The organism is Paenibacillus sp. D51F (genome assembly GCF_053345695.1).
In genome coordinates, this window is sequence record NZ_JBKFAO010000008.1 from 101364 (window position 1) to 124836 (window position 23473).

Sequence of the window (23473 nt, forward strand, 5' to 3'; positions counted from 1 at the left end):
TCAGCTCCTTGACTTGTCATAAGCTGATTATGGAGCTTTTCGAACGATGCCGTAAGTCCGCACTTCAAGGTCACTCAAGCACCTTCAGGTACCTGTCCCTGTCTTCAGCCTTCAGGTACCTGTCCCTGTTTTCAGCCTTCAAGTACCTGTCCCTGTCTTCGGCCTTCAACCGCCTCTCCCTGTCCTCGGGATTCAGCAGGCGCTGCCATCCGGATCGGCCAGCGCCGATTTTCCGGCAGGCCGCTTTCGTTCCGGCGAAGCAATAGCCGCCCAAACCGCGTACCCGAGCAGGCCTCCAATTCCGTTCAGGATGATATCGTCCACATCGAAGGTTCCCATCATGAACAGAGCCTGGGAGCTTTCCAGCAGCAAGCTTGCCACGGCCGCTGCCGCCGCAGCCCCCAAGGCATTCAGCCTCGTTCCCTGACGGACGAACCAGCCGAGCGGCATGAAGATCGCGATGTTTCCAGCGAAATTCACGAATTGATGGCTGCTTTGAAGATGATGCAGATTTTGACGGATGGATTCGAAAGGCTTCAGATTCGCCGTCAGCATGAATCGGTTCCGAATCGATTCGGCCCGCTCCGGGATATGCATCAGCTGCTCCCCCAATAACCGGAGATCGACCGGACCGTATTTGAACAAGATGATTTTGACCAGAACGTACGCATACAAAGCAAGCAGCAAGAGCATCGGCGCTCTTTTCCGTGTTTTCATGGGCATGAGCTTCTCCTCCGTCTTCGGTTGTCCGATAAGCATAAGAGAGAAAGCTTAAGCCTTGCTCGGCAAAAGATAAGGTTTTTCTTAAATCCGGTGCCCAGGATGGACCCGCTATAAAAAAGTATAGTACGTATACCGGAGATCCTTAACGTAAAACTTCTTCACTACTACCGGAATCCGCTTCCAATGCCTATAATGAAGACAAGCTTTTGCAAGCGTTTCAACCTATATTCCAGTGCTATCAATCCAGGAGGTATCATCATGCCGAAAGTGGTCATTACCGGTGGCAGCGGAATGCTTGGTCAGCATGTGCTGCGGCATTTTGTCGATCAAGGCTACGAGGTGCTCAACGTCGATGCGGTCCGTCCCAAGGAACATATCTGCCATACCCTGATCGCGGATCTCACCAACCTTGGCGAGGTCTACAGCGTTCTGGCCGGGGCCGATGCCGTCGTGCATCTGGCCGCGATCCCGGCCGCCCATATCCGGACGGCCGAAGTCACCTTCGAGAACAACGTCGTATCGACCTACAACGTTCTGGAAGCGGCTGCGGGCCTTGGCATCACCAAGGCGGTCATCGCCTCCAGCGAGTCCTCCTACGGCATCGTATTTGCCGTCAACAGGCTCGAACCGGCCTATGTGCCGATCGACGAGGATCATCCGCAGCTGCCGCAGGACAGCTACGGCCTCTCCAAGGTCGTCAACGAGCAGACGGCGGACATGTTCCACCGGCGCACCGGGATGCAAGTCGTATCCATGCGCATCGGCAACGTCATCATTCCGGAGCGCTACGCCGATTTCCCTTCCTTCATCCATGATCCGGAGCAGCGCGAGACGATCATGTGGAGCTATATCGATGCCCGGGACATCGCCGAAGCCTGCCGCCTCGCCATCGAGACGGACGGATTGGGATCGGTCGCGCTCAATCTGGCGGCTGACGATACGAGCAGCGCCATTCCGAGCCGGGAGCTGCTTGCCGCCCGGTACCCGGCTGTGAAGGATATCCGCCACCCGCTCGACGGCCATGAGACGCTGTTCAGCAATGCCAAAGCGAAGAAGCTCCTCGGCTGGCAGCCGAAGCATGCATGGAGAACTTACGTCAAGGAATCCTGATATGAACCGGTCCGTCGCGCTGTTCTTCTCGTTTTACTTCATTCTTTTCATGGGGAACGCCCTCTACAGCACCTTCATTCCGGTCTATTTCCAGGACAAGGGCTTCTCGGCCTCCCAGATCGGCACCCTGCTCAGCATCGGGCCGTTCATCGCCGTTCTGGCGCAGCCGATGTGGGGGTCGGTCAGCGACAAGTCCCGCACCAAGAACCGGGTGCTGCAGATTCTGCTGATCGGCAGCGGCGTCTCGATGCTGCTGTACCCGCTGTCGGATTCCTTCGTCTACCTGATGATCCTGATCGGCGTCTTCACCTTGTTCCAGACGTCGACCGGGGCTATCGGCGACGCCATTACGCTCGAAGCGCTCGGCAGCCAGGCTTCCAGCTACGGCATTATCCGGCTCGGAGGAACGCTTGGCTTTGCGCTGATGTCGATCGTCTTCGGATCTTACGCCAAGTCGCATGTCGACAGCATGTTTCCGGTCTATGCGGCCGTCATGCTGATCTCCCTGCTTCTGCTGCTCCGCTATCCTACGATCGGAGGCCACCAGTTCGCCGGCCGGCGGATGCGAATCTGGGAGCTGTTCAAAAACCGCAAGCTCGTGCTTTATCTCAGCATCTGCTTCGCCGTCAACGTCACGCTGGGCTACTATTATGCGTTCTTCCCCTTGTACTACAAGGAGCTGGGCGCAGACAACGGCTTGCTGGGCTGGTCGATGGTCATTTCGGCGCTCAGCGAGGTGCCGTTCCTGCTTCTGTCGTCCCGGCTGTTCAGCCGGTTCAGCATTTCATCCATTCTGCTTGTCGCATCGGGAGCCGCAGCCGTCCGCTGGCTGCTGTTCTGGATGATCGATAATCCCTATGCCATCCTGCCCGTGCAGATTCTGCACGGCATGATCTTCATCGTCGTCTCAGTGACGATGTCCGTCTTCATCAACAAGGAAGTGCCGCAGGAGCTGCGCGCGAGCGGGCAGACGCTGAACGCCCTGCTCAATCTCGGAGCGGCCCGGATCATCGGCAGCTACGCGGGCGGCTTCGTCAGCGAAGCCGAGGGGATGAAGTCCGTGTTCCTCTATTGCGCGATCGTTACGTTTGTCAGCCTCGCATTCTTTGCCGGCATGGAGATGAGGAAGAACCGCAGCTCCGTAGAAGTCCAGCCGTAAGAGAGGCATGCATTCAAAAACAAAGGGGCTGCCCGTAGTCATGTTCATGACTTCAGGGACAGCCCCTTTTCGGTTTCAAGCCTGCTTCCTTCCCGCTTCTTGCGATCTTTGCGAAAGGAAGGACATTACGGCTCCATCGGCCTCAAATCCTTTATGTACCAAGCGTCGCAGGCATAGTGCTCCGAGCCTTCGAGAGGCGCTTTCAATCCGGCGAAGCCATGCTTTTCATAAAAGCGCGCGGCCGCCTTCATCGAGGTCAGCGTCTCGAGATAACAGCGTTCATAATGGACGCTTGCGAAGTCCAGCGCGGCCTCCATGAGCTTCGCCGCCATGCCGGAGCCTCTTGCGCCGGGCAGCAGATACATCTTCTGCAGCTCGCACACCTCGCTGGAATCCGCGAATGGAGCGATTCCGCATCCCCCTTCGATGATTCCATCCTTCTCGATGACCCAATACTTGCGCCCCGGGGCATCGTAATAACCGCTCAGATTGTCCAAGCTTTTGTCCGCCCAGGCCAGTCCTTCCCTGTTCCCTCCGAATTCGATCAGGCATTGGCGGATGATCGACGCTATGGCGGCATTGTCGCGTTCTTCAAGCTCGCGGATAAACATGAGTCCACTTCCTTCTGATCGGCTGCAAGTAGAAAACCCGCAAGGACCTGCCCTGCGGGCGGCAGCGATTATTTGGTCAGCACATCCCGGAAAAATTGGTCCAGCACTGCCGGATCCGTCAGCCGGGCATTGCAGTTGTCGCTGCTCAGGCACATATAATTGCCGATCGCCTTGTAATAATCGGGCGAAGCATGAAGCGGCCGATGCTTGGTCAGCGCTGTGAACAGTGCGACCTCGCCGTGGCCCCGGCATAGGAAGCAGGTATTCTTTTTCGTGCCTGCCGGCGAGAACCTGCCTTCGACTCCTGCCGGCTTGCCGTCCAGCTCATGCACGAGGAACATTTTGCCGCTGCTGATATCGGTCCATCCGAGATAAGTGACTTTCCGGAGATCGATCTTGTCCAGATCGGGCACTTTCAGCTTTTTCGCTTTTGGGAACAGCTTTTTCAGCTGTCCTTCCGTAACGGCGGGGAAACTCATGCGGTAAGGCTCAAGCGCCTCCACACCTTGCGCGAATTGCTGCGGAGAGCTAAGTTCCGCCAGTCCCAGCACCAGCAAGCGCTGATCGGAATCGGCAGCCTGGAAAGCTTCATCCAATAAAGTATGCACGCTCATCCGCACCGACTCCACCACCTTCGGATCGGATACGGTCGTACAAGTATTCTGCAGAAGCTTGACTTGTTTTAAAATAAGATTGAATTCATGGTTTCGAATAAATGGTTGGCCCATCGCTTTTCAGCCCCTTATTTTTTGGATTCAAGCAAATAAGGTGCAAAGCCCATTTATGGAAACGATCGATCGGGCGATTGGTATTCGTTCCTTCCTCAATAGCCCCATGCAAAGAATCGCCCCTTAAACAGGCTCTGCATGGGTGAAGCTATTCCCGGCAAAGTGATTTGCCATCCCTACCAGCCTCCCTTTAAAACCAGTATAGGCGATAGCAGGCGGCCGGGGCAATGCCGCAATCGGTTAAAAAACGGCTGCAGCAATGCCGCAATCGGTTAAAAACGGCTGCAGCAATTCAGAACGGCTTGTCCACTCCGAGCAGCACATACAGCTCATTTAGCTCGCGGATGTCGTAAGTCGGTACGATGCCGGAGCCTGCCGGCTTGCCTTCCGGATTGAACCAGCAAGTATCCAGGCCGGCGTTCTGCCCTCCCTTGATGTCCGCGCTGAGCGAATCTCCGATGATCAAGGCCTCGTCCGGAACGAAGCCGGGAATGCGCTCGAACACATAATCGAAAAAAGCCTTCATCGGCTTCTGGAACCCGGTGTCTTCGGAGACGAAGACGTTGCGGAACATCGGGAACAGCCCCGAGGCCTGCAGCCGCTTGTGCTGGGTCGCAGAAACTCCGTTCGTGACGATGAACAGGTCGTACCGGGGCTCAAGGGCGGTGATCAAGGCCAAAGCGCCCTTGACCTCGTCATGGCCTTGCTCCAGAAGCTTGCGGTACTGCGCTTCCAAGGCGACCCCGTCCACTTCCCGACCGTATTCCTTGAACAGCAGCGAGTACCGCGTGTTCAAAACTTCATCCCGGGAGAGCTTTCCTTCTTCGAATGCCCTCCACAAGCCGCCGTTGATTTCCTTGTAGCGGAAATGAAGCTCCTCATCCAGCGCAAGGCCGTGCTCGGAGCATAAGAGGCCCAGAGCCATCCTTTCGGCGGCGCCGAAATCGAGCAAGGTGTCGTCCACATCGAAAAGCAGCGTTTTATATGCTTTCAATTTCAGCCCTCCATTTCGGCGGGTTCACGAACGGCGCCGCGAACGTTCCGTTTGTTGCCCGACAGCTTGAATACGGCAGCGCCTCCGATGACGACAAGCACTCCGATGAGCTGCTTCATCGTGAAATCCACCTTTTCCAGGCCGAGCCAGCCGAGCGAATCCAGCATGAGCGCCAGAATCAGCTGGGAGCTGAGAGCGACGAGCACGCCGTAGGTCGGGCCCAAAAGCTTGATTCCCTGAACCATGCAGACGACGACGCCGACTCCGAGCAGACCGCTGAAGGCGAACCAGGTTTCCATATTCCCGAGATGGAACATCTTCGTTCCCTGAGACAGCAGGCCCAGCGTCAAGGAAGCCGCGAAGCCGAGGCCGAGAACAAGCGCCGTCGTCACCCAGGTGCCTGTTTTTTCGCTGACTTTGCTGTTGAATATATTTTGCAGGCTGAGCAGGCAGCCGGCCAAAATCGACAAAGCGATTCCCGTCATCATCTTGAGTCAGCTCCTTTCATACAAGTTGCGGCTGGCGAGAGCCTCGAGCTTCCCTCGATCCAGGATCGAGATCAGACCCTTGGAGCGCTGGATGCATCCATCCGCGGCAAACTGCTTCAATACTCGGTTCACATGCCGGTAGCTCGTTCCGATCAGATTGGCGGCATCCCTCAGCATCGAAGCCCGAAGCTCCCCCTGGAACAACGGATCGGTTTCGTCGTACGATACCGAGAGCAGATAGCTGGCAAGCCTGATTTCCACCGGATACATCAGATTGAAGCTCAAGGAATTCGACTTGGCATAAAACTTTTTGGTGATGATATCGAGGAGGAACCGCAGAAACGGCGGATGATCGTCTCCATGCAGGACAAGCCAGCGGTGATGGATGCCGATCATGGCGACGGGCGATACCGCTTCGACCGTATTGAGGAAATCCGCCTTCTGCACATACTCGAGATCTCCGATCACCTCCAGCGGCGTTTTGAAGGAAAGAATGAGCGACTTCCCTTCTTCGGACGTCGTGAAGATTTTCACCTTCCCCTTGACCAGCACATATACGGTGTCGGCGGCATCTCCCTGGCTGCAGATCAATTGACCTTGATCGAACCGGCGCAAGGTGAGATGCGGCAGCAGCGGCTTGCCGAAGACGGCTTCGAGGCCGTGAAGCTTCAAGTATTCATCCAGCAGCTGCCGGTCGGGTTGTTCATGTTTCATTCCGTTGTCGTTCCTGCCTTCCATCGTCATGCTTTGTCCTTTCATTATACCCTCAAGATGAGGACGCCGGCGATCATCATGGCGATGCCGAGAAACTGGGGCAGGCTCATCGTCTGCTTCACGACGCCGAACCATCCTCTGCCGTCGATAAGGAAGGTCAAGCTGAGCTGCGCGATGAGCAGCACGGCTACTGTAATCGTAATGCCGATGGCATGGATCGCCTGCACATTGCTGAATACGATGACAGCTCCCATCGCTCCTCCGGTCAAGTAGAGCGGTTTCACTCCGCGAAGTCCAGTGCCTGCCGAGCGGCGGAAAAGGCCGAGCAGCAGCAGCGCCGCGATGAAGCCCGTCAGCTGCGTCAGCGCAGCCGCCTGCCAGGTGCCGATCGCGGCGCCGATTCTCGAGTTGGCTACTCCTTGCAGCGTAATGAACATGCCTGCGCCTGCGGCGAACAGAATTCCCTTCATCTGTATCTTCCCCTCGTGTACTCATGGCTTTCTTCCCCATTACACGATATCAGGGATGCATTTGAAAAGGACATATGTCCTTTTTAACGAGCTTCTTCGCTTTTCGGAGTCCGGAACATCGAGCAGGACGAAAAAAGCTTTTATCGGAGTGCTTCCAGGTCCGTCAATCGAACAAACGAAAACCAATCTTCTCGCGCATCTTTGATCATGACAAAAAAGAGGACGGCTTCGCCAGCCTGTCCTCTTTCGTTTTGCCTCATGCTTTGGGCAAAGCTGTCAAGCTCGGAAGCCGCTGCGCTGCTGCAGCCGATCGAGGACCCTCTCGACGGGAAACGCATGGACCTTTCTTCCCGATCTTCCGCTCGTATCCGTCCCTGCGAACAAGGAGTTGTAGACCGCTTCCTCCGTCGCATCCGCTGCGGCACGGAAGCACTCGGAGATGAGCGGACCGTCTTCGCGGACGGCTTGGACGGCAAGCAGATCCTGCTCCGGATCATGGGGCGTCAGCATGCCGTTGCTGAAGGCGATGACGATATCGCCGCTGCCGTGGTGGGCGATCGAGCCGGTTCGTCCAAGCCCGAAGGCGGCGCGCTTCGCCACCCGCTTCAGCTGCCGCGAATCGAGCGGCAGATCGGTCGCAACCACGATGATGACGGATCCGTCTTCCTTGCGGTTGTCAGCCTCGGTCTCAGCCAGCAGCTGTCCGATCGGCTCGCCCAGAATGGAAAGGTCGCTGCCGCTGCCGTAGTTGGTCAAGACGAGAACGCCGATATGGTACTCGCGCCCCGCCGCAACGACCGCCCGCGAAGAGGTCCCGATTCCTCCCTTCCAGCCGAAGCACACCATGCCGGTGCCGGCGCCGACGGCGCCTTCTCCGACCGGACTCCTCTCCTCCCAGGCTACCTTGGCCAGACGGATCGCTTCCACCGCATGCTCCGGCCGGACATGCAGGCCGCGCATGTCGTTCAAGTAGCTGTCGTTGCATTCGCCCGTTACGATATTGATGGAGCCGGCATCGGCGCCGATTCCATCGTCATGCTCCATCATGTGGCGCAGCGCGCCTTCGGCCGCGGCGGGCACGCCGAACGTATTGGTCAGCATGATCGGTCCCTCCAGCGTGCCGAGCTCGTCGACCTGGACGAGTCCGGCCGTTTTGCCGAAGCCGTTGATGACATAGGATGCCGCAGCGGCCTTCTCCCGGAACAGATTCCCCTGATGCGGCAAAATAGCGGTGACGCCCGTCCGCACGACAGGCTGCCCGCCGCCGTCCGAGCGCAGCGTCACATGGGCCGCGCTCACTCCCGGGACGTCCTCGATGCTGTTGAGAGGTCCCGTTCTCATCCGGCCGACCTTCAAGCCATAATCCTGAAATCTCCGCCGGTTCATTCCCGTCCCTCCTTCGTCCTTGCCGGAAACAGCTTGGCGAGCAGGCTCGACATCTCAGCCGGCGATTTTCTTCTCAGCACCTCGGAGTCGTACCACTCGACCTTCCCGCACTCCTCGCAGCTTGCATACATCAGGTGGATGTAATCGAGGTCGAACAGCCTGCTCAGCCCGGTCCCGTTCATCGCCGCTTCCTTGACGGAGCAATCGCGGCTGCCGCAGCGGCCGCATCGGAAGCTCGCAGCCAGCAGCTCCTCAAGCGTCATGCTTTCAATCTCTTCTATGGACAGCATGCCTGCATGGATGGCCCCTTTGTCTCGCACCATCTTTACCGAATCTTCTGCGGACAACAAGCCCGCATCAGCCGAGTGGAATTCCGGCTCCGGCACTCCGTCTTCTACAATGCCTTCCAAATGCCGAGGCAGCACTTCGTGGAGGCAGGAGGGGCATACGCGCTGTTCAAGCAGCATGTCGTTTCCGCACCAAGGACAGCTATGTTGGATTCCATCCCGCTCATTCCTTTCCGGATCGGCTGTAGGAGAGCAAAAGAAAAACCCCAGCTTTTTTCGAAATGCTTCCGAAATGCTGAGGCTGCGCTTAGCTGCTGCCGGGATTGTTTGCTTCGGCTTTGGCGGCGAGCCGAGCCGTCTTGGCCTCTTCCGCTTTTTTCTGCAAGCCTTTGCTCACATACGGCTTCGGTTTGCTTGCGGCCCGCTTGGCGCCGGCCTGCCAGCGGTTCCAGCCCTTCTTGCCCGTACCCCGGCCGGTGCCTCCGCCTTTGGATTTGCTCATGCTTCCTTCACTCCAATCGTGCTTCTATCATACTCTGTCAATCTGTTTACGGCAAATCAGCGCCTTACCAATATTTAAGCATGGGGCTGCTCTCTCTTTTTGTTTACGATGGGTGATAGACCGCCCGAAAGAGAGTTGAAGACCGATGATGAGCCTACATATACGACGATTAGCCCGAAAAGGGGCCTTCCTCCTGCTGGGAGCGGCCATAACGGCGCCGCTCTTCCCTTCCGCCCAAGCGGCTGCCGCATCTCCAGCCTTCAAGGACATCTCCGGCAGCTATGCGGAGAGCGCCATCCTGCGCCTGGCCAAGCTCGGAATCGTGTCCGGCACTTCTGCCGACCGCTATTCTCCAGCGCGAAGCGTCACGAGAGCCGAGCTTGCGACCCTGATCGCAAGAACGCTCGATCTCGAGCCGGTTCAGGCCGCCATCCCCGCATTTCGCGACTTGCCCCGCTCCTCCGCCTTCTATTCCATGATCCAGGCCGCGGTCAATCTAGGCTGGATCGGCGGACGTTCCGCCGACCGGTTCGAGCCTTCGGCAAGCGTCACCCGCGAGGAAGCCGCCGTCATGCTGCTGCGCGCCTTGAAGCGGGGCGCTCCCGTCAGCGGCCAAACCGTCTACCGGGATCAAGAGCGGATCTCCCCTTGGGCGGAAGCATCCGTACTGGAAATGAACCGGCTGTCGCTGATGGCCGGAGATCAGGGCTACTTCCGCCCCAAGGCTGCGATCAGCCGGGCGGAAGCCGCTGTGCTGCTGGACCGCATCCGAAGCCATGCGGTATGGTCGCAGCAGTTCGAGGCCGAGCCCGCAGCACCCGTCCAGATGGGCTGGCAGTACGGCTCCACGACGGAACAGTTCAAGCAGCAGGCATTGTCCAGCGGGATCAACACGCTGTCGCCCCGATGGCTGTTCGTCGGTCCGCAGGGCTTATCCTCCGATGCCTCCGATGCCAAGCTCGTCCAATGGGCCCATTCCAAAGGCAAGAAAGTATGGGTCATGGTCGGCAACCGATCCAGGCAGGAGGATACGCATACCCTGCTGAGCCAGCCGGCAAGCCGCTCGGCCGCCGTCAAGCAGCTCGCCGCCAGCATCCGCGCGAGCGGAGCGGACGGCATCAACCTGGACTTCGAGAATGTCGCTTCCGAAGACCGGCAGAGCTTGACGCTGTTCGTCTCCGAGCTGGCGAAGGCTCTTCATGCCGTCGGCGACGTGCTGTCCGTAAGCGTATCTCCGGATACAAGCAGCGATTGGACCGAAGCGTTCGATTATGCCGCCTTGGGTTCAAGCGCAGATTACATCGTGCTGATGGGATATGACGAGCATTGGAGCGGAGGCCAGAATGCAGGAGCTGTCGCCTCCCTGCCCTGGGTGGCCAGAGGGCTTGGCAAGCTGCAGGGCGATGTGCCGGCCGCCAAGACGATTCTCGGCCTGCCGTTTTATACGAGGGATTGGAGTACATCCGCGAGCGGCATCGTTGCATCGGCCGATCTCAGCCTGCCCCAGCAGAACGGCATCGTCCAATCGCTCAGCCTGCGTCCGGCTTGGAGCTCCAGCTTAGCGACATACAGCATGAGCTATTATATCGGCGTCGTGCGCCATCAGATCTGGCTTGAAGACAGCCGGTCCTTGTCGGCCAAAATGAGTCTCGCCCTGCAGAGCGGCGCTGCCGGATTCGCCTACTGGTACATGGGCGGAGAAAGCTCGGATGTATGGGCTGCCCAGCGCAATGCCATCCGTTATGCCGGGTATATATTCCCTTGAATTACAGACAACTATGCACTCTACCAGATAAAAAGGCCGTTCCAGGCGATTGACGCCGGAACGGCCTTCTTTTGGTCTTGCTGAGTTGCTGAGTTGCTGATCTCATCCTCCGAATGAATGAACGCCTCTTGAAATCCTGTCGACAGTTCCTTTACGGGCCTGATGGATAATTCGCTTTAATTAATGTCCATACATATTAATGCCATAAATAGTTCATTCCATGTATTCATTGCGGTCCGATCTGCTGATGAACCGGCATGACCCACGCGTTTCGAAAATCGACCCATCCTCTATGGCTGAGCCGGACATCCCGAAGCGAGGGATGCGTCATGGCGCTCACCGCTTTGGCGTTCAGAAAAACGATATCCCCTTCGCTTTTCAGCAGGCGTTCGATTTCATCCAGGCAATTCCAGCGCGCTTCTTCCGAGTCCGCGAGCTTGAATCGGCCGAGAATTTCTTCCGTCCGCATCCTCGTTCCCGGCGACATATGGCTCGATATGAAGCCTATCGAGGATTGCAGGTATTCCAGCAGGCGGATCGGGCCTTCGCTGAGAACCGCTTCGAACAGGATCAGATCTGCCTCGTCGACGGATCGCTGCAGCAGCATGTCGGCCCATGTGTGAAGAACGACCTCCACCCGGACTCCATATTGGAGCAGGCGGCCGGAGATCCATTCCGCATCGGGCTGATGCCTGGGGAATGTCGCCAGAAGGATGGTTTCACCGGCATAACTTGATTTTGACAGCAGCTCCATGCCGGCATCAGGATCGAATTCATCAACTCCCTTATCGTCGTTGAACCATACAAAGCCCGATGAGGGCGATATGCGCGGAAATCCGAGCTCTCCGGCCATAGCCCCCCTGTCGATCAGGACGTTCAGCGCTCTCCGCAGAAAAGGATCCTCGAGAAGTCCCGGCTTGCTGCGGTTGATCGTAAGCAGGCTCGTTCCGCTCATCATCCCGGTGTGCTTCCAGCCGATTTTCTCAGCGAGTGTCTGCTCGCCGGTCATGACATGAACGAAGCCGGCATCGTCGTTCTTTTCCAGGCTATCCGCATTCGGAAGCACGATCAGCTCAAGCTCGTCCAGATGCGGCCTATACCCGAAGTAGGAATCGAACGCTTGGAGCAGCAGGCTCCCTCTTGTTCGGCGTACCGCCTTGAACGGCCCTGTTCCGACCGGCAGCTCCGGGCTGCCGCTGCCATCGGCGCGATATAGATCCCTCGGAACGATCGAGCATGTCGAATAGCTCAGCATGCGCAGGAAATATCCGTTCCGCTCCTTCAGCGTTATCCGGATGGAATGCGACGACAAGGCATCCATGCTGCCGATGCTGCGCACGGCCCAGGCGTGTCCGGTATGCTGGAGACGCTCGTAGCTGAACTTGACGTCCTCGGCATCGAGCTCCCGGCCATGGTGGAAGCGAATGCCTTTGCGCAGATAGAAGGTCCAGGACATGCCTGCCTCATCGAACTCCCAATGATGGGCGATTCCTTGGCTGATCATTCCGCTCTCGTCATCGTCGCAAGCAACGAGCGTCCCGAAGATCAGCTCCACCAAATATCCGTCCAAAGCATAAAAAGCCTCTCCCGGGTCCAAAGCTACGATTGGCCTATAGATGGGCAGCCGCAGCTTCTCCACGATCCGGTTCGGACCGTTGTCGCTTTGATAGCCCAAGTACCGGTAAAACCAATCCATGAACTCCCGCTTGACGGAGTCCGTCTCCCCATACTCTCCGATCAGCCTGAAAGCAGCCTCGGCATCTCCGCCGCGGACCTTGTCTTCGGCCTCCTGAAGAAGCAGCGGAGCGGGATCCGTGTCCAGATACAGCCTGGATTTGTTTCCCCTGCCTCTGCCCGGCTCGAAGCGGATCCAGCCCATGGCGGCCAGCTTGCCGATGATGAGCTTGGCGTTCCGTTCGCTGCAGAACAGCGCTTCGGCCAGCTCCGCCTTCGACACGAGAACCGGAGGCAGCTTCCTTCCCCCCGGAAATGCGCGCGTCAAAAGCAGGTAATCCTCCGTTATTTTCATGCTTCTCTCCAAAAGATGAAAAAGTAGGCCTGATAAATGACCTTTTTGGCTCATTACGATGCCCCTATACTCCATTCATAAAGGATTGAGGGAGAGATGGCAAGTGAAAGGATCTGCAACCGATCGATCGAGGGATGTGCCGCTAGGCCGGAACGGGGGATTTCGGATCGTTCTGGCAGCGACCTTGCTCATGACCGCGGGGAACAAGCTGTACGAGCTGATTTTGCCGCTGATGATGTACGAGCTGACCCACTCATCCGTCGCTATGGCCACGATGAGAACCGCCGAGCTGCTTCCGAATTTGTTTTTCGCCGTCATTATCGGGGTTCTCGTGGACCGCAGCGACAAGAAAGCCTGGACGATAGGCATGGTCGCCATCCAAGGGCTGCTGCTGCTCATTCTGGTCTGGCTATACCGTACCGGCACCGTTTATTTGCCCGCCTATTATGGCATCGGTTTTTTGCTGATGACGTTCGGGTACGGATATTTCAATGTCCAAGGCAGCTTGACGAAGCTTGCCGTTCCGGGCCCCCAGCTCGGCCAAGCCAACGCCAGGCTTTCGGCCGTGGAGACGACCGTCGCCCTTGCCGGACCCGCCTTGTCGGCCGCCCTGCTGCTGCTGCCGGATCTCTCCGGCGGAATTCTGGCCACGGCTGTCCTGTATCTTCTCTGCCTCCTCCCCATTTCGCGGCTGCGGCTAAGCGAGGCCGGCGGCAGCAATTCCGGCGCAGGCTTCAAAGCGGAGCTCGCCGAAAGCTGGCGCTTTTTCTGGGAGCACAAGCCGCTCCGGACGTTTACGCTGTTCATCCTTTTCGCCAATTGCAGCATGACGGTAGCAGGAACCGCAATGATCTACTTCGCCAAGGATGAGCTTCAGCTTTCCTCTTCCTTGCTGGCTCTGATCCTTTCCTTGACAGGCGCCGGAGGATTGGCGGGAAGTTATGCTGCTCCCCGGCTGCGCCGGCTTTTGGGAACGGGCAAATGCTACGGCATCGTCATGCTGCTGTTCATGGCTTCCTATCTGCTCTTCGGCAGCGCCCAAGGCCCGATCTTGTTCGGAATGGCCGCATTCCTTTACGGCGTGGCTGCGGCGCTGAGCACAGTGACCGTCTACACTTACCGCCTGGAGCAGACTCCCGCGGCCTTCATGGGAAGAGTGCTTGGAATTACCGGAACGTTTTTCCGGCTCGGCATGCCGGCCGCCATGCTGCTGAGCGGCTTCGTCATGGACCGTTCCGGCTCGAGAATCATCTTCTGGGGCTGCATGGCCTGGAATTTGCTTCTGTTTCTGGGATGGTCGACGACTTCCTTATGGAAGGACCGGCCGCAACGGCTTGTTCCCGCAACAGTTTCCGTGGATTAGCCGCACCGTTGCCGCTTCCTCGGCCTGGGCTCGGCACGGAGGTGATTCGGAAAGGATGGCTCCGGGACAATTGAAAGAGAGCTGATCGACGATCAGCTCTCTTTGCATTCCATCCCGTCCATGTCAAGCTTCTTCGTTGATCAGCACTTTCCGTCCCTTCAGCTTCAGCACGAGCGGAATGGTCACCCACAGCAGCCCGATGAACAGGAACAGGAGCGATACTGGCTTTTCCAGGAAGATCATGAAATCCCCGTTGGAGATCGTCAGCGCCCGGCGCATGTTGTTCTCCATCATCGGCCCGAGAATCAGGCCGAGCACGAGCGGAGCCAGCGGATAATCGTTCTTGGCGAGGAAATATCCGACCAGGCCGCAGCCCATGACGAGCAGCAGGTCGAAGGTGGAGTATTGCACCGCGTAGACGCCGAATACGGAGAAGACAATGATCAGGGGAATCAGATACTTCGCCGGCGTCTGGATGACCTTGGCGAAGATGCGGACGAGCGGCAGATTGAGGATGAGCAGCATGAGATTGCCGACGAACATGCTCGCGATGACGCCCCAGGCGAGCTGCGGGTGATCCTGGAACAGCAAGGGACCCGGCTGGACATTGTACATGATGAAGGCGCCCATGAGAATCGCCGTCGTGCCGGAGGACGGGATGCCGAGGCTGAGCAGCGGGATCATCGCCCCGCCGGATGCGGCGTTGTTGGCCGATTCCGGCGCCGCGACGCCGGCGATCGCCCCTTTGCCGAACTGCTCGGGATTTTTGCTGATTTTCTTTTCCATGATATAGGCGAAGAAGGAAGCCAGAATCGCTCCCGCTCCCGGAAGCAGCCCGATGAAGAAGCCGAGCACGGAGCCGCGGGCGATCGGAGCGGCGCTGTCCTTCATGTCCTGCTTTGTCGGCAGGATGCGGTTGATCTTCGCCATTTCGCCTTCATTGCTGTCCTTCTCCAGTATCGTCTTGAACACCTCGCCGACAGCGAACAAGCCGACGGCAACGGTCAGGAATTCAAGGCCTTGATACAGCTCCGGCACGCCGAAGGTGAACCGCTCCACTCCCGACACGCTGTCGATGCCGATCGTCGCCAGAAGCAGGCCGAATGCGGTCATGATCAAGGATTTGAGCATCGACTTGCCGGCAAGGCCGCTGATGGCAAGCAAGCCGAGAATCATCAGCGAGAAGTATTCCGCCGGACCGAACTTGATCGCGACGGCAGACAGCGGGCGCGCCAGAAAAATGAGGCCGATCAAAGAGATGATTCCCGCCGCGAAGGATCCGATGGCCGCGATCGCGAGCGCCGCGCCCGCCCTGCCCTGCTTCGCCATCTGATAGCCGTCGAGCGTCGTGACGACCGACGACGATTCTCCCGGCGTGTTCAGCAGGATGGAAGTCGTCGAGCCTCCGTACATCGCGCCGTAGTAGACGCCCGCCAGCAGAATGATGGAGCTCGTCGCCGCCTCTTCGGGAGACAAACCCGATGTCATCGTCGCCGTGATCGGAATGAGCAGCGCCACGCCGCTCATCGGACCGATCCCGGGCAGCACTCCGACGACAGTGCCGATCAGCACGCCGAAGAAGACGAAGAGAAGATTATGCCACTGCATGGCCGTTGCAAGCCCGTGAAGCAAATAATCGATCGTGCTCATGTTGTTGCCGCCCCCTTAGGATAAGCCCAGCCATGCCGGGAAACCCGGAAGGGATCCGTCGAGCACATGGACATAGAGATAGTAGATGCCGAATGAAAAGCAGGCTGCAATCAGGATGGAAGCTGCCAGGCGACCCTTCTGCATCGTCTGGAACCCGGTCAGCAGGAACAGGAAGGTCGTGATGACGAATCCGACGCTTTCCAGCAGCAGGGCGTACAGGACCGCCGCGATGAAAATGATGCCGAACCGCTTGTAATCCAGCGGAGCTTTTGCCGATGAGGCACTCTCCTTGCGGAACGTGTCATAGATCAGCTTGGCGCTGAGCAGGAGGAGGCATCCTCCCAGGAAAAGCGGAAAGATGTTGGCTCCGATGCTGCTGCCGTAAGCGCTGGAAGAGATGGTGCTGCTGCCTGCCATGAAGAAAATGCCGATGGCGCCGAACACGATGCCTGCATATCGGTCAAAGCTGTGGTTCACCGTGATTCCTCCTTTCTCCGGGCGGATAGCCGCGGTTCAAAAAACCTTATTTTTGCATGCCGAGAGCCGCCAGCATATCGTGCAGCTGCTTGTTCTGGTCTTCGAGGAACGTCTTGAAGTCATCCGAGTTCCGGTAGTCCGTCTGCCAGTTGTTCGCCTTCACTTCGGCCGCCCACTCCGGCGAATCCTTCATTTTGGCAAGCGTTTCATCCCAGAAGGCCTTCGCCCCCTCGCTCATTTCCTTCGGCCCGAATATGCCGCGCCAGATCAGGAATTCGGCATCGATGCCCTGCTCCTTCATCGTCGGCACATCCTTCAGATTGTCCAGCCGCTCCGGCGCCGCGACCGCCAGCACTTTGATCTTGCCGGACTTCACATACTGGTCGAGGGAAGAGGCGTCGGTGCCGAGCACGTCCGCATTGCCGCCCAGCAAGGCGGTGAGCGCTTCCCCTCCTCCGTCGTAGGAGACATATTTGATCGTTTTGGGGTCGATTCCATATTTGTAGGCCGGAAGGATCGAGACCAGATGATCCATCGAGCCTGGCGCCGAGCCGCCCGCCACCGTGAATGCGGAAGGATCCTTCTTGATGTCGTCCAGCAGGGTTTTCAGATCGTCGTATTTGGAATCGGCCGCGACGGCGATGGCCCCGTAGTCTTTGGTCAGCTGCGCCAGCGGCGTCGTATCCGCGTATCCATAAGGTGAATTGCCTTCCTTCTTCAAGTTGTTGATCAGAATCGGAGGCGAGTTGACGAACAGCTTGTAATCGTCCTTCTTGTCTTTCGTCGCATATTCAGCCATGAACACGGCTCCGCCGCCGCCGGGCTTGTTCTCGACCGTTATCGCTTTCGTGACGGCCTTGCTCTCGGTCAGCACCTTGGAAATGGCGCGGGCGGTCATGTCCCAGCCTCCGCCGGCTCCCGACGGGGCGACCAGCGTAAGCGACCTGGATGGATAACTGGCGGAGCTTCCGCTCCCTCCATCGCCGCAAGCTGCAAGCCCTAAGCTCAGGACGAGCAGCGGAGTCAGGACAGCCGCTGTCTTCAGCAGTCTTTTATTCATTTCAAAAACCCCTTTGCATGTAGTATAGTTTAGCTGATCGATCCCATTTTCCAATCATATAAAGCGCTTTCATAATACCATCCGCCTGCATGCCCAACCATGTTAAGGACATAAAACGAATTGAATTCGTTTCGGGCGTTTTGTTCATTTTGTTCACGCCGCTCTCTCTTCCGCGGGAATGCCGGCCTGAGCCAACGGAGGCTCCTTCATCATGCGCTTGCAAACCAAATTGATCCTTATCATCTGCTCTCTCCTGACCCTGCTCATTCTGGCGCTTGGGGGAACATTCTATTATGTCGTGACCCGCGTCGTGGAGCAGCAGATCGGCGTGCGGGCACTGACCGTCGCAGAGTCGCTCGCAGTCATGCCCGAAATACGGCAGGCGCTGCTGACACCCGATCCGAGCCGCGTCATCCAGCCGATCGCGGAAAGCGTCCGCCTGAAAACAAAAGCCGAATACGTCGTCATCGGCGACCGCAACGGAATCCGCCTCTCCCATCCTATCGCGGACCGGATCGGCAAGCCGATGGTCGGAGGCGACAACGGACCGGTTCTGGAGGGAAAAGCGATCATTTCCAAAGCGACCGGCTCCATGGGGCTGTCGCTCCGCGGCAAGGCCCCTATCCTCGATAAGGACGGACAAGTCACCGGAATCGTCAGCGTCGGATTCCTCGCCTCGGAGATCGACCGGATCGACGATCCCTACCAGCATAAGGTTTATGCCGTATGCGCCATCGTGCTTATGCTCGGGGCAGCCGGCGCCGTCTTCATCGCGCGCAGCGTGCGCCGCTCCATCCATGGACTGGAGCCCAAGGAAATCGCCGCGCTTTACATGGAGAAAAAGGCGATTCTGGAATCGATCCGGGAAGGCGTCATCGCCGTCAACCGGGAAGGCCGGATTACGATGGCCAACCGCATCGCCATGGATATTCTTCAGGTGCCCGAGAACGAGGATCTGACCGGCAGGGCGATAGAGGAGGTTCTTCCGAATACGGGCCTGCTTGAAGTCGTGCGCAGCGGAGAAATCCAGCTGGACCGGGAAATGCAGATGCGCGGCAAGGATGTCGTCGCCAACCGCGTGCCGCTGCTGGACGGCAAGGGAGAAGTAGCCGGAGCGGTATCCAGCTTCAGGGACAAGTCGGAGCTGTACCGCCTTGCCCAGGAGCTGTCGAGGGTCAAGCTGTTCGCGGACTCCCTGCGCGCTCAGACGCATGAATTCTCCAACCGGCTGTATGTCATCTCCGGACTTATCCAGCTGGGCTCGTACCAGGAAGCGGTAGAGATGATCCACAGCGAAGCCGGCATGCAGCAGAATCTGGTGCAGTTCATCATGCGCGAGATTCCGGATCCGATCATCGGCGGATTCCTGATCGGCAAGTTCAATCATGCGAGAGAGCTCAAGGTCAGCTTCACTCTCGATGCCGAGAGCAGCTTCAGGGATGTGCCCGAGCCGCTGGACCGCAGCCTGCTCGTGACGATCATCGGCAACCTTGTGGACAACGCGATGGAGGCCGTGCTGGCACGCAGCGGCCTTTCGCCGCAAGAGCGGCGAATCAGCCTGCTGCTGACGGATCTCGGCAAGGATCTCATCATCGAATGCGAGGATAATGGCGCAGGCGTGGCGGAAGGGCTTGGCGAGACGATCTTTCATAAAGGCATCTCGACCAAAGAAGGCGAGGATCGGGGGATCGGCCTCTATCTTGTGCATCAGGCCGTTGCGAGGCTCGGGGGCATGGTGACTTACAGCCGCAAGCCTACCGGAGGAACGATCTTTATCGCGGCGGTGCCGAAGCATCCGGACTAACGGGAGGATGAAGTCATGGAACAGCAAAATAAGCTCCACATGCCTATCGAAGTGCTGATCATCGAAGACGATCTTCGCATCGCCGAGATCAACAGGCGGTTTCTGGAGCAGATTCCCGGCTTCCGGGTATGCGGAATCGCCACCGATGAAGCCCAGGCCAAGATCCAGCTTGAAATTCTGGAGCCGCAGCTCGTGCTGCTCGATATTTACTTGCCGCCGGCAAGCGGCCTGGACCTACTGCGGCATATTCGGCAGCTGCACCGAAGTACCGATGTCGTCATGATAACGGCCGCCCGCGAGATCGGACCGGTGCAGGAGGCGATCCGCTGCGGAGCCTTCGACTATTTGATGAAGCCGGTCGTATTCGACAGGCTCAAGGAAACGATGGAAAGATACGCCCATTACCATCGCGAGCTCTCGCGCCTGCACGAAGCCGACAGCATCGGGCAGCATGACGTGGACCGCCTGCTCACCCGGGCGGGAGAGCTCCCTGGAACGGCCGACTTGTCGTCGCTGCCCAAGGGGATCGACAAGCTGACGCTCGACAAGGTGTCCCAAGCGATCGCCGGCGACAAGAATGGCATGTCGGCCGAAAAAGTCGCCAAGCTGATCGGATTCAGCCGCTCTACCAGCCGCAGGTATTTGGAGTATCTGGTCGGGCTAGGCACGATCGACGCGGACCTGGCCTACGGAGTCGGGCGGCCGGAACGGGTATACCGCTGCCGCAAGGGACGCTCGTAGACCGTTCGGCAGCCCCTCATCCGTCCGATAACGTCCTTCGGTACACGATGTTCATGAAAAATGTTCCCGCCTCATGCATGCGGGTTACTCATCATTTCGGAGTTTTATAAAGAAATAGAAGCCGCCTTCGCAGGCGGCTTCTATTTCTTGCAGGCGCTCCGTCAACCGATCCGCTATCCGATCAGCGGCGCGTCCGCTCCGAGCCTGCCCTCGATCTCGAAGCCTTCGCGGCGCCAGTACTCGATGCCGCCGATCATTTCCTTCACTTGGAATCCAAGCGCGGCGAGCTTGGCGGCGGCCTTCGTTCCGGCGTTGCAGGCCGGGCTCCAGCAGTAGGCGACGATCGGCGTCTGCGGGTCCAGTCCCTGTACCGATTCGGCGTTGATCAGCCTGTGGTGAAGGCTGACCGCTCCGGGAATATGGCTGTCTTCATACGCTTCCGGCGAGCGGGCATCCAGCAGCACGAACGAGCCGACTCCATGCATCAGATCGTAGTGCACGTCGGATGGATCCGTCTCTACCGCCAGCTTGGCGGCAAAATGGCGGCCGGCCTCAAGCGGCGCTGCGAAGGGGGTTTCTTCAACGAGAGATGATGAGATAGAACGGGTCATGATCCTTTGAGCCTCCTGTCGGTCCTCGGGGAACCTTTGCTGAGGCCAGCTTACCATGATCCTGGCCAGTGCCGTTATCGGCCGTTTTCGATTCCAAGCATCATTGATTTCGATGGATAGCTGTCTCTTCCCCGAAAGAACCGCTCATGACATCGACAAAGGCTTCGAACGCCTGCGTGACCTTTCTCCGCTTGGCGTACAGGAGCTGGATGCAGAAGCGGAACCCAGGATGATCCACCCTCGCGGCATGGAGCTTGCCGCTTGCGATCTCCTCCTCGACGGCGATTCTCGGCAGAAGCGCGATGCCCAGCCCGCAGCCGACGCCCTGCTTGATCGCCTGCAGGCTGCCGAATTCATACGAGAGCCTGCATGGCACCGCTTCCTTGCGGAGCGATTGCAGCAGCAAGGCTCGGTACGTGCAGCCTTCCTCGGTGAGGATGACGGATTCGCCCTCCAGATCCCGCAGGGACAGCGTGTTCCGAGTGCCGAAGCGATGCTCCGGAGAAGTCACGATGAGCAGATCCTGCTCCTGGACCAAGCGCACATGAAGCTCGGGATCGGCATAGGGCGGATCGAGAATGAAGCCGGCGTCCAGACTGCCCTCCTTGACCATTTTGATGATCTGCGGTTCATTGCCCGGCACGAGAGCCACATTCATATCCGGATGGCCTTGGCCAAAGATCTTCAGCCGCTTGGGCAAGTAATAAGAGGCGACCGTCTCGATCGTCCCGATCGCGAGCGTGCCTTTGCCGCCGGAAGCGACAGCATCCCTCGATTCCGCATGCAGGCTGAGAATCTGCCGGGCGTAGCCCAGCAGCGTTTCCCCGGATTCAGTCATAGCCATCTTCCTCCCCCGGCGCTCCAGCAGGACGGCTCCGTAAGCCTCCTCGAGCTTCTGGATCTGGGCCGTTACGCTCGACTGGGCATAACCGAGCCGTTCGGCGGCTTCCGTGTAGCTGCCTCTGTCCGCGACCTCGACAAACGTGCGAAGATACGTAAGCTCCATATTCGTCTCCTCCTTCCCTGCTTCCAGGATGCAGCCTTCAAGATACGCTCTGGAAATGACGTGCGTGCAAATCCTGATACAGCCCTTGGACGGAAGAGAGCTGGTCATGATTGCCCTGCTGTACGATCCGGCCTCCATCAACGACCAGTATCGTGTCCGCGGCCCGGATCGTGCTGAGCCGATGGGCGATCACGAAGCTCGTCCTTCCTTCCATGAGAACCCCCATCGCCTGCTGGATGCGCAGCTCGGCCAGCGTATCGACGCTGCTCGTCGCTTCGTCCAGGATGAGGATATCGGGATCGGCCAGCAGCGTGCGGGCGATGGAGAGCAGCTGCCGCTGCCCTTGGCTGAGGCTGCCGCCGTCAGCCGACAGCTCCGTGTCGTAGCCGTCCGGCATTCGGATGATGAAATCGTGGGCGGATGCAGCCTTGGCCGCGCGTTCAATCTCCACGTCCGAAGCGTCGAGCCGCCCGTACCGGATATTGTCGCGGATGGTCCCCTTGAACAGGACGCTGTCCTGCAGGACGATGCCGATGCGGGAACGAAGCGTTCTCTTGTCCATCTTCCCTATTTCTTCGCCGCCGATCGATATGACGCCTGAGGTCGGCTCGTAGAAGCGTGCCAGCAGCGACATGATCGTCGTCTTGCCGGCTCCGGTCGGTCCTACGAGAGCGGTCATGCTGCCCGGCTCCGAGCGGAAGCTGATCTCCTCGAGGATGGAAGCCTCCGGCGAATAGGCGAATCCGACCCGGTCGAAGGCCACCGCGGAATTCCGCAGGGAAAGGCCGGAGCCCGGCAATGGCTCGGACGGCTCCGGCCCGTCATGCTCCGACGGGACATCCATCGTCTCGAACACCCTCTCCGCCCCGGCGATTCCGGCCTGGATGAGATTGTACTGGTTGGCCAGCTCGTTGATCGGGGAGCTGAACTGCTTGGAATAGGCCAGGAAGCTGACGATGACGCCGGCCGATGCATGGCCGCCGGCGGCCAGCCAGCCTCCGGCAGCGGCGATGAGCAGGTAGTTCAGATGGCCGAGCACATTCATGGACGGTCCCATGAGGCCCGAGATGATTTGGGCTTTGACGCCCGCCGTTCTCAGCCTGCCGTTCATCTCGCCGAACTCCTGCTCCGCACGCTCTTCCTGATTGAACAGCGTGACGATCCGCCTTCCGGAGACGGTCTCCTCCGTGTAGCCGTTGATGGCCCCCAGCTCCAGCTGCTGCAGCCGGAACTGCTTCTTCGTAGCGGCGGCTATGCGCCTGGATGCGAGGAATATCAGAGGAACAGTCGATATGGCGACTATAGTCAGCAGCGGCTGCAGCCAGATCATGACCGCGAAGCTGCCGACGATCGAGAGCACGCTCGACAGCAGCTGCACCAGGCTTTGGTTCAGCGTATTGGATACGTTCTCGATGTCGTTGGTCGCCCGGCTCATGAGGTCGCCTTGCTTTTTGCCGATAAAATAGCGCAGGGGCAGATTCTGGATATGGCCGAACAGGTCGCCTCTCATCCTCCAGACCGTTCTCTGTGACACCGAGGCGAGCAGGCGCGCCTGAATCCAGGCGACAAACGCGGATGCCGCATAGACGGAGGCCAACAGCAGGCAGGCTCGCGCAAGGCCCGCCCTTTCCTTCGGAATAATGAAGCCGTCGATGGCTCGCCCGAGCAGATAAGGACCGGCAAGCGTCAAGGCGGAAGCGGCGATCGTGAAAACGGCAATGAAGAACAGGGAACGATGTTGTCCCTTCAGATAGGAACCGACCCTCTTGAGAGGGGATTGGGGCTTGGACATGAC

General features: G+C 58.5%; 23 protein-coding genes. 6 read left to right on the forward strand and 17 right to left on the reverse strand.

Going from position 1 to position 23473, the window contains the following annotated elements; translation table 11 throughout:
• Positions 1–192: 192 nt before the first annotated feature.
• Entirely contained in the window at positions 193–717 is a 525-nt protein-coding gene (locus ACLBWT_RS15795) for a VanZ family protein (RefSeq protein ID WP_447664084.1), read from the reverse strand.
• Between the two features lie 264 nt (positions 718–981).
• Here ACLBWT_RS15795 and ACLBWT_RS15800 point away from each other — a divergent pair, with 264 nt between their 5' ends.
• Together ACLBWT_RS15800 and ACLBWT_RS15805 are read left to right on the forward strand one after the other, a co-directional pair.
• Positions 982–1833, forward strand: coding sequence for an NAD-dependent epimerase/dehydratase family protein (locus tag ACLBWT_RS15800; RefSeq protein WP_447664085.1), 852 nt, complete (start codon positions 982–984; stop codon positions 1831–1833).
• Between the two features lies 1 nt (position 1834).
• Complete coding sequence (locus ACLBWT_RS15805; protein WP_447664086.1) at positions 1835–2992, forward strand: MFS transporter; 1158 nt, start codon at positions 1835–1837, stop codon at positions 2990–2992.
• A gap of 125 nt (positions 2993–3117) precedes the next feature.
• On the opposite strand, the gene ACLBWT_RS15810 is transcribed toward ACLBWT_RS15805, so the two are convergent.
• The 9 genes from ACLBWT_RS15810 to ACLBWT_RS15850 form a co-directional block, all read right to left on the reverse strand.
• Positions 3118–3603 carry a GNAT family N-acetyltransferase gene (locus tag ACLBWT_RS15810; protein ID WP_447664087.1) on the reverse strand — a complete coding sequence of 162 codons (486 nt, stop codon included), beginning with the start codon at positions 3601–3603 and terminating at the stop codon, positions 3118–3120.
• A gap of 68 nt (positions 3604–3671) precedes the next feature.
• Entirely contained in the window at positions 3672–4331 is a 660-nt protein-coding gene (locus tag ACLBWT_RS15815) for a FusB/FusC family EF-G-binding protein (RefSeq protein ID WP_447664088.1), read from the reverse strand.
• Positions 4332–4623: 292 nt separating this feature from the next.
• Entirely contained in the window at positions 4624–5325 is a 702-nt protein-coding gene (locus tag ACLBWT_RS15820; RefSeq protein WP_447664089.1) for a YjjG family noncanonical pyrimidine nucleotidase, read from the reverse strand.
• 2 nt (positions 5326–5327) lie between these two features.
• Positions 5328–5813: a DMT family transporter gene (locus ACLBWT_RS15825; RefSeq protein ID WP_447664090.1), complete on the reverse strand. Its 486-nt coding sequence runs from the start codon at positions 5811–5813 to the stop codon at positions 5328–5330.
• Between the two features lie 6 nt (positions 5814–5819).
• The gene (locus tag ACLBWT_RS15830) at positions 5820–6527 is read right to left on the reverse strand and encodes a Crp/Fnr family transcriptional regulator (protein WP_447664091.1); all 708 of its coding nucleotides are present in this window, start codon (positions 6525–6527) and stop codon (positions 5820–5822) included.
• A gap of 44 nt (positions 6528–6571) precedes the next feature.
• Positions 6572–6997, reverse strand: coding sequence for a DMT family transporter (locus ACLBWT_RS15835; protein WP_447664092.1), 426 nt, complete (start codon positions 6995–6997; stop codon positions 6572–6574).
• 276 nt (positions 6998–7273) lie between these two features.
• Entirely contained in the window at positions 7274–8383 is a 1110-nt protein-coding gene (locus ACLBWT_RS15840; RefSeq protein ID WP_447664093.1) for a DmpA family aminopeptidase, read from the reverse strand.
• Positions 8380–8850: a zinc ribbon domain-containing protein gene (locus tag ACLBWT_RS15845; protein WP_447664094.1), complete on the reverse strand. Its 471-nt coding sequence runs from the start codon at positions 8848–8850 to the stop codon at positions 8380–8382. The genes ACLBWT_RS15840 and ACLBWT_RS15845 overlap by 4 nt, the downstream gene beginning before the upstream one ends.
• Before the next feature lie 127 nt (positions 8851–8977).
• Positions 8978–9172 carry a DUF3934 family protein gene (locus ACLBWT_RS15850; protein WP_021881569.1) on the reverse strand — a complete coding sequence of 65 codons (195 nt, stop codon included), beginning with the start codon at positions 9170–9172 and terminating at the stop codon, positions 8978–8980.
• Between the two features lie 145 nt (positions 9173–9317).
• Between ACLBWT_RS15850 and ACLBWT_RS15855 the strand changes: the two genes are divergently transcribed.
• Positions 9318–10937, forward strand: coding sequence for an S-layer homology domain-containing protein (locus tag ACLBWT_RS15855; RefSeq protein ID WP_447664095.1), 1620 nt, complete (start codon positions 9318–9320; stop codon positions 10935–10937).
• Positions 10938–11163: 226 nt separating this feature from the next.
• Here ACLBWT_RS15855 and ACLBWT_RS15860 read toward each other — a convergent pair whose 3' ends face one another.
• Positions 11164–12966 (reverse strand): ABC transporter substrate-binding protein, encoded by a 1803-nt coding sequence (locus tag ACLBWT_RS15860; protein ID WP_447664096.1) that lies wholly within the window; start codon positions 12964–12966, stop codon positions 11164–11166.
• A 103-nt stretch (positions 12967–13069) separates the two neighbouring features.
• Here ACLBWT_RS15860 and ACLBWT_RS15865 point away from each other — a divergent pair, with 103 nt between their 5' ends.
• Positions 13070–14329, forward strand: a complete 1260-nt coding sequence (locus ACLBWT_RS15865) for an MFS transporter (protein ID WP_447664097.1) — start codon at positions 13070–13072, stop codon at positions 14327–14329.
• Positions 14330–14452: 123 nt separating this feature from the next.
• Here the strand turns inward: ACLBWT_RS15865 and ACLBWT_RS15870 are convergent, their stop codons facing one another.
• From ACLBWT_RS15870 to ACLBWT_RS15880, 3 genes are read right to left on the reverse strand one after another with little or no spacing between them, the layout of a single operon-like run.
• Entirely contained in the window at positions 14453–15979 is a 1527-nt protein-coding gene (locus ACLBWT_RS15870) for a tripartite tricarboxylate transporter permease (protein ID WP_447664098.1), read from the reverse strand.
• 15 nt (positions 15980–15994) lie between these two features.
• Positions 15995–16456, reverse strand: coding sequence for a tripartite tricarboxylate transporter TctB family protein (locus ACLBWT_RS15875; RefSeq protein WP_447664099.1), 462 nt, complete (start codon positions 16454–16456; stop codon positions 15995–15997).
• Between the two features lie 46 nt (positions 16457–16502).
• Positions 16503–17516, reverse strand: a complete 1014-nt coding sequence (locus ACLBWT_RS15880) for a Bug family tripartite tricarboxylate transporter substrate binding protein (protein ID WP_447664100.1) — start codon at positions 17514–17516, stop codon at positions 16503–16505.
• 211 nt (positions 17517–17727) lie between these two features.
• On the opposite strand from ACLBWT_RS15880, the gene ACLBWT_RS15885 reads away from it, so the two are divergent.
• Positions 17728–19320 (forward strand): ATP-binding protein, encoded by a 1593-nt coding sequence (locus ACLBWT_RS15885; protein WP_447664101.1) that lies wholly within the window; start codon positions 17728–17730, stop codon positions 19318–19320.
• A gap of 15 nt (positions 19321–19335) precedes the next feature.
• Positions 19336–20061 (forward strand): response regulator, encoded by a 726-nt coding sequence (locus tag ACLBWT_RS15890; RefSeq protein WP_447664102.1) that lies wholly within the window; start codon positions 19336–19338, stop codon positions 20059–20061.
• A 173-nt stretch (positions 20062–20234) separates the two neighbouring features.
• Here the strand turns inward: ACLBWT_RS15890 and ACLBWT_RS15895 are convergent, their stop codons facing one another.
• The 3 genes from ACLBWT_RS15895 to ACLBWT_RS15905 form a co-directional block, all read right to left on the reverse strand.
• Positions 20235–20672, reverse strand: coding sequence for a rhodanese-like domain-containing protein (locus ACLBWT_RS15895; protein WP_447664103.1), 438 nt, complete (start codon positions 20670–20672; stop codon positions 20235–20237).
• 100 nt (positions 20673–20772) lie between these two features.
• Positions 20773–21678, reverse strand: a complete 906-nt coding sequence (locus tag ACLBWT_RS15900) for a LysR family transcriptional regulator (RefSeq protein ID WP_447664104.1) — start codon at positions 21676–21678, stop codon at positions 20773–20775.
• Between the two features lie 37 nt (positions 21679–21715).
• A complete protein-coding gene (locus tag ACLBWT_RS15905) occupies positions 21716–23470 on the reverse strand; it encodes an ABC transporter ATP-binding protein (RefSeq protein WP_447664105.1) in 1755 nt (584 codons plus the stop codon).
• Positions 23471–23473: the final 3 nt, after the last annotated feature.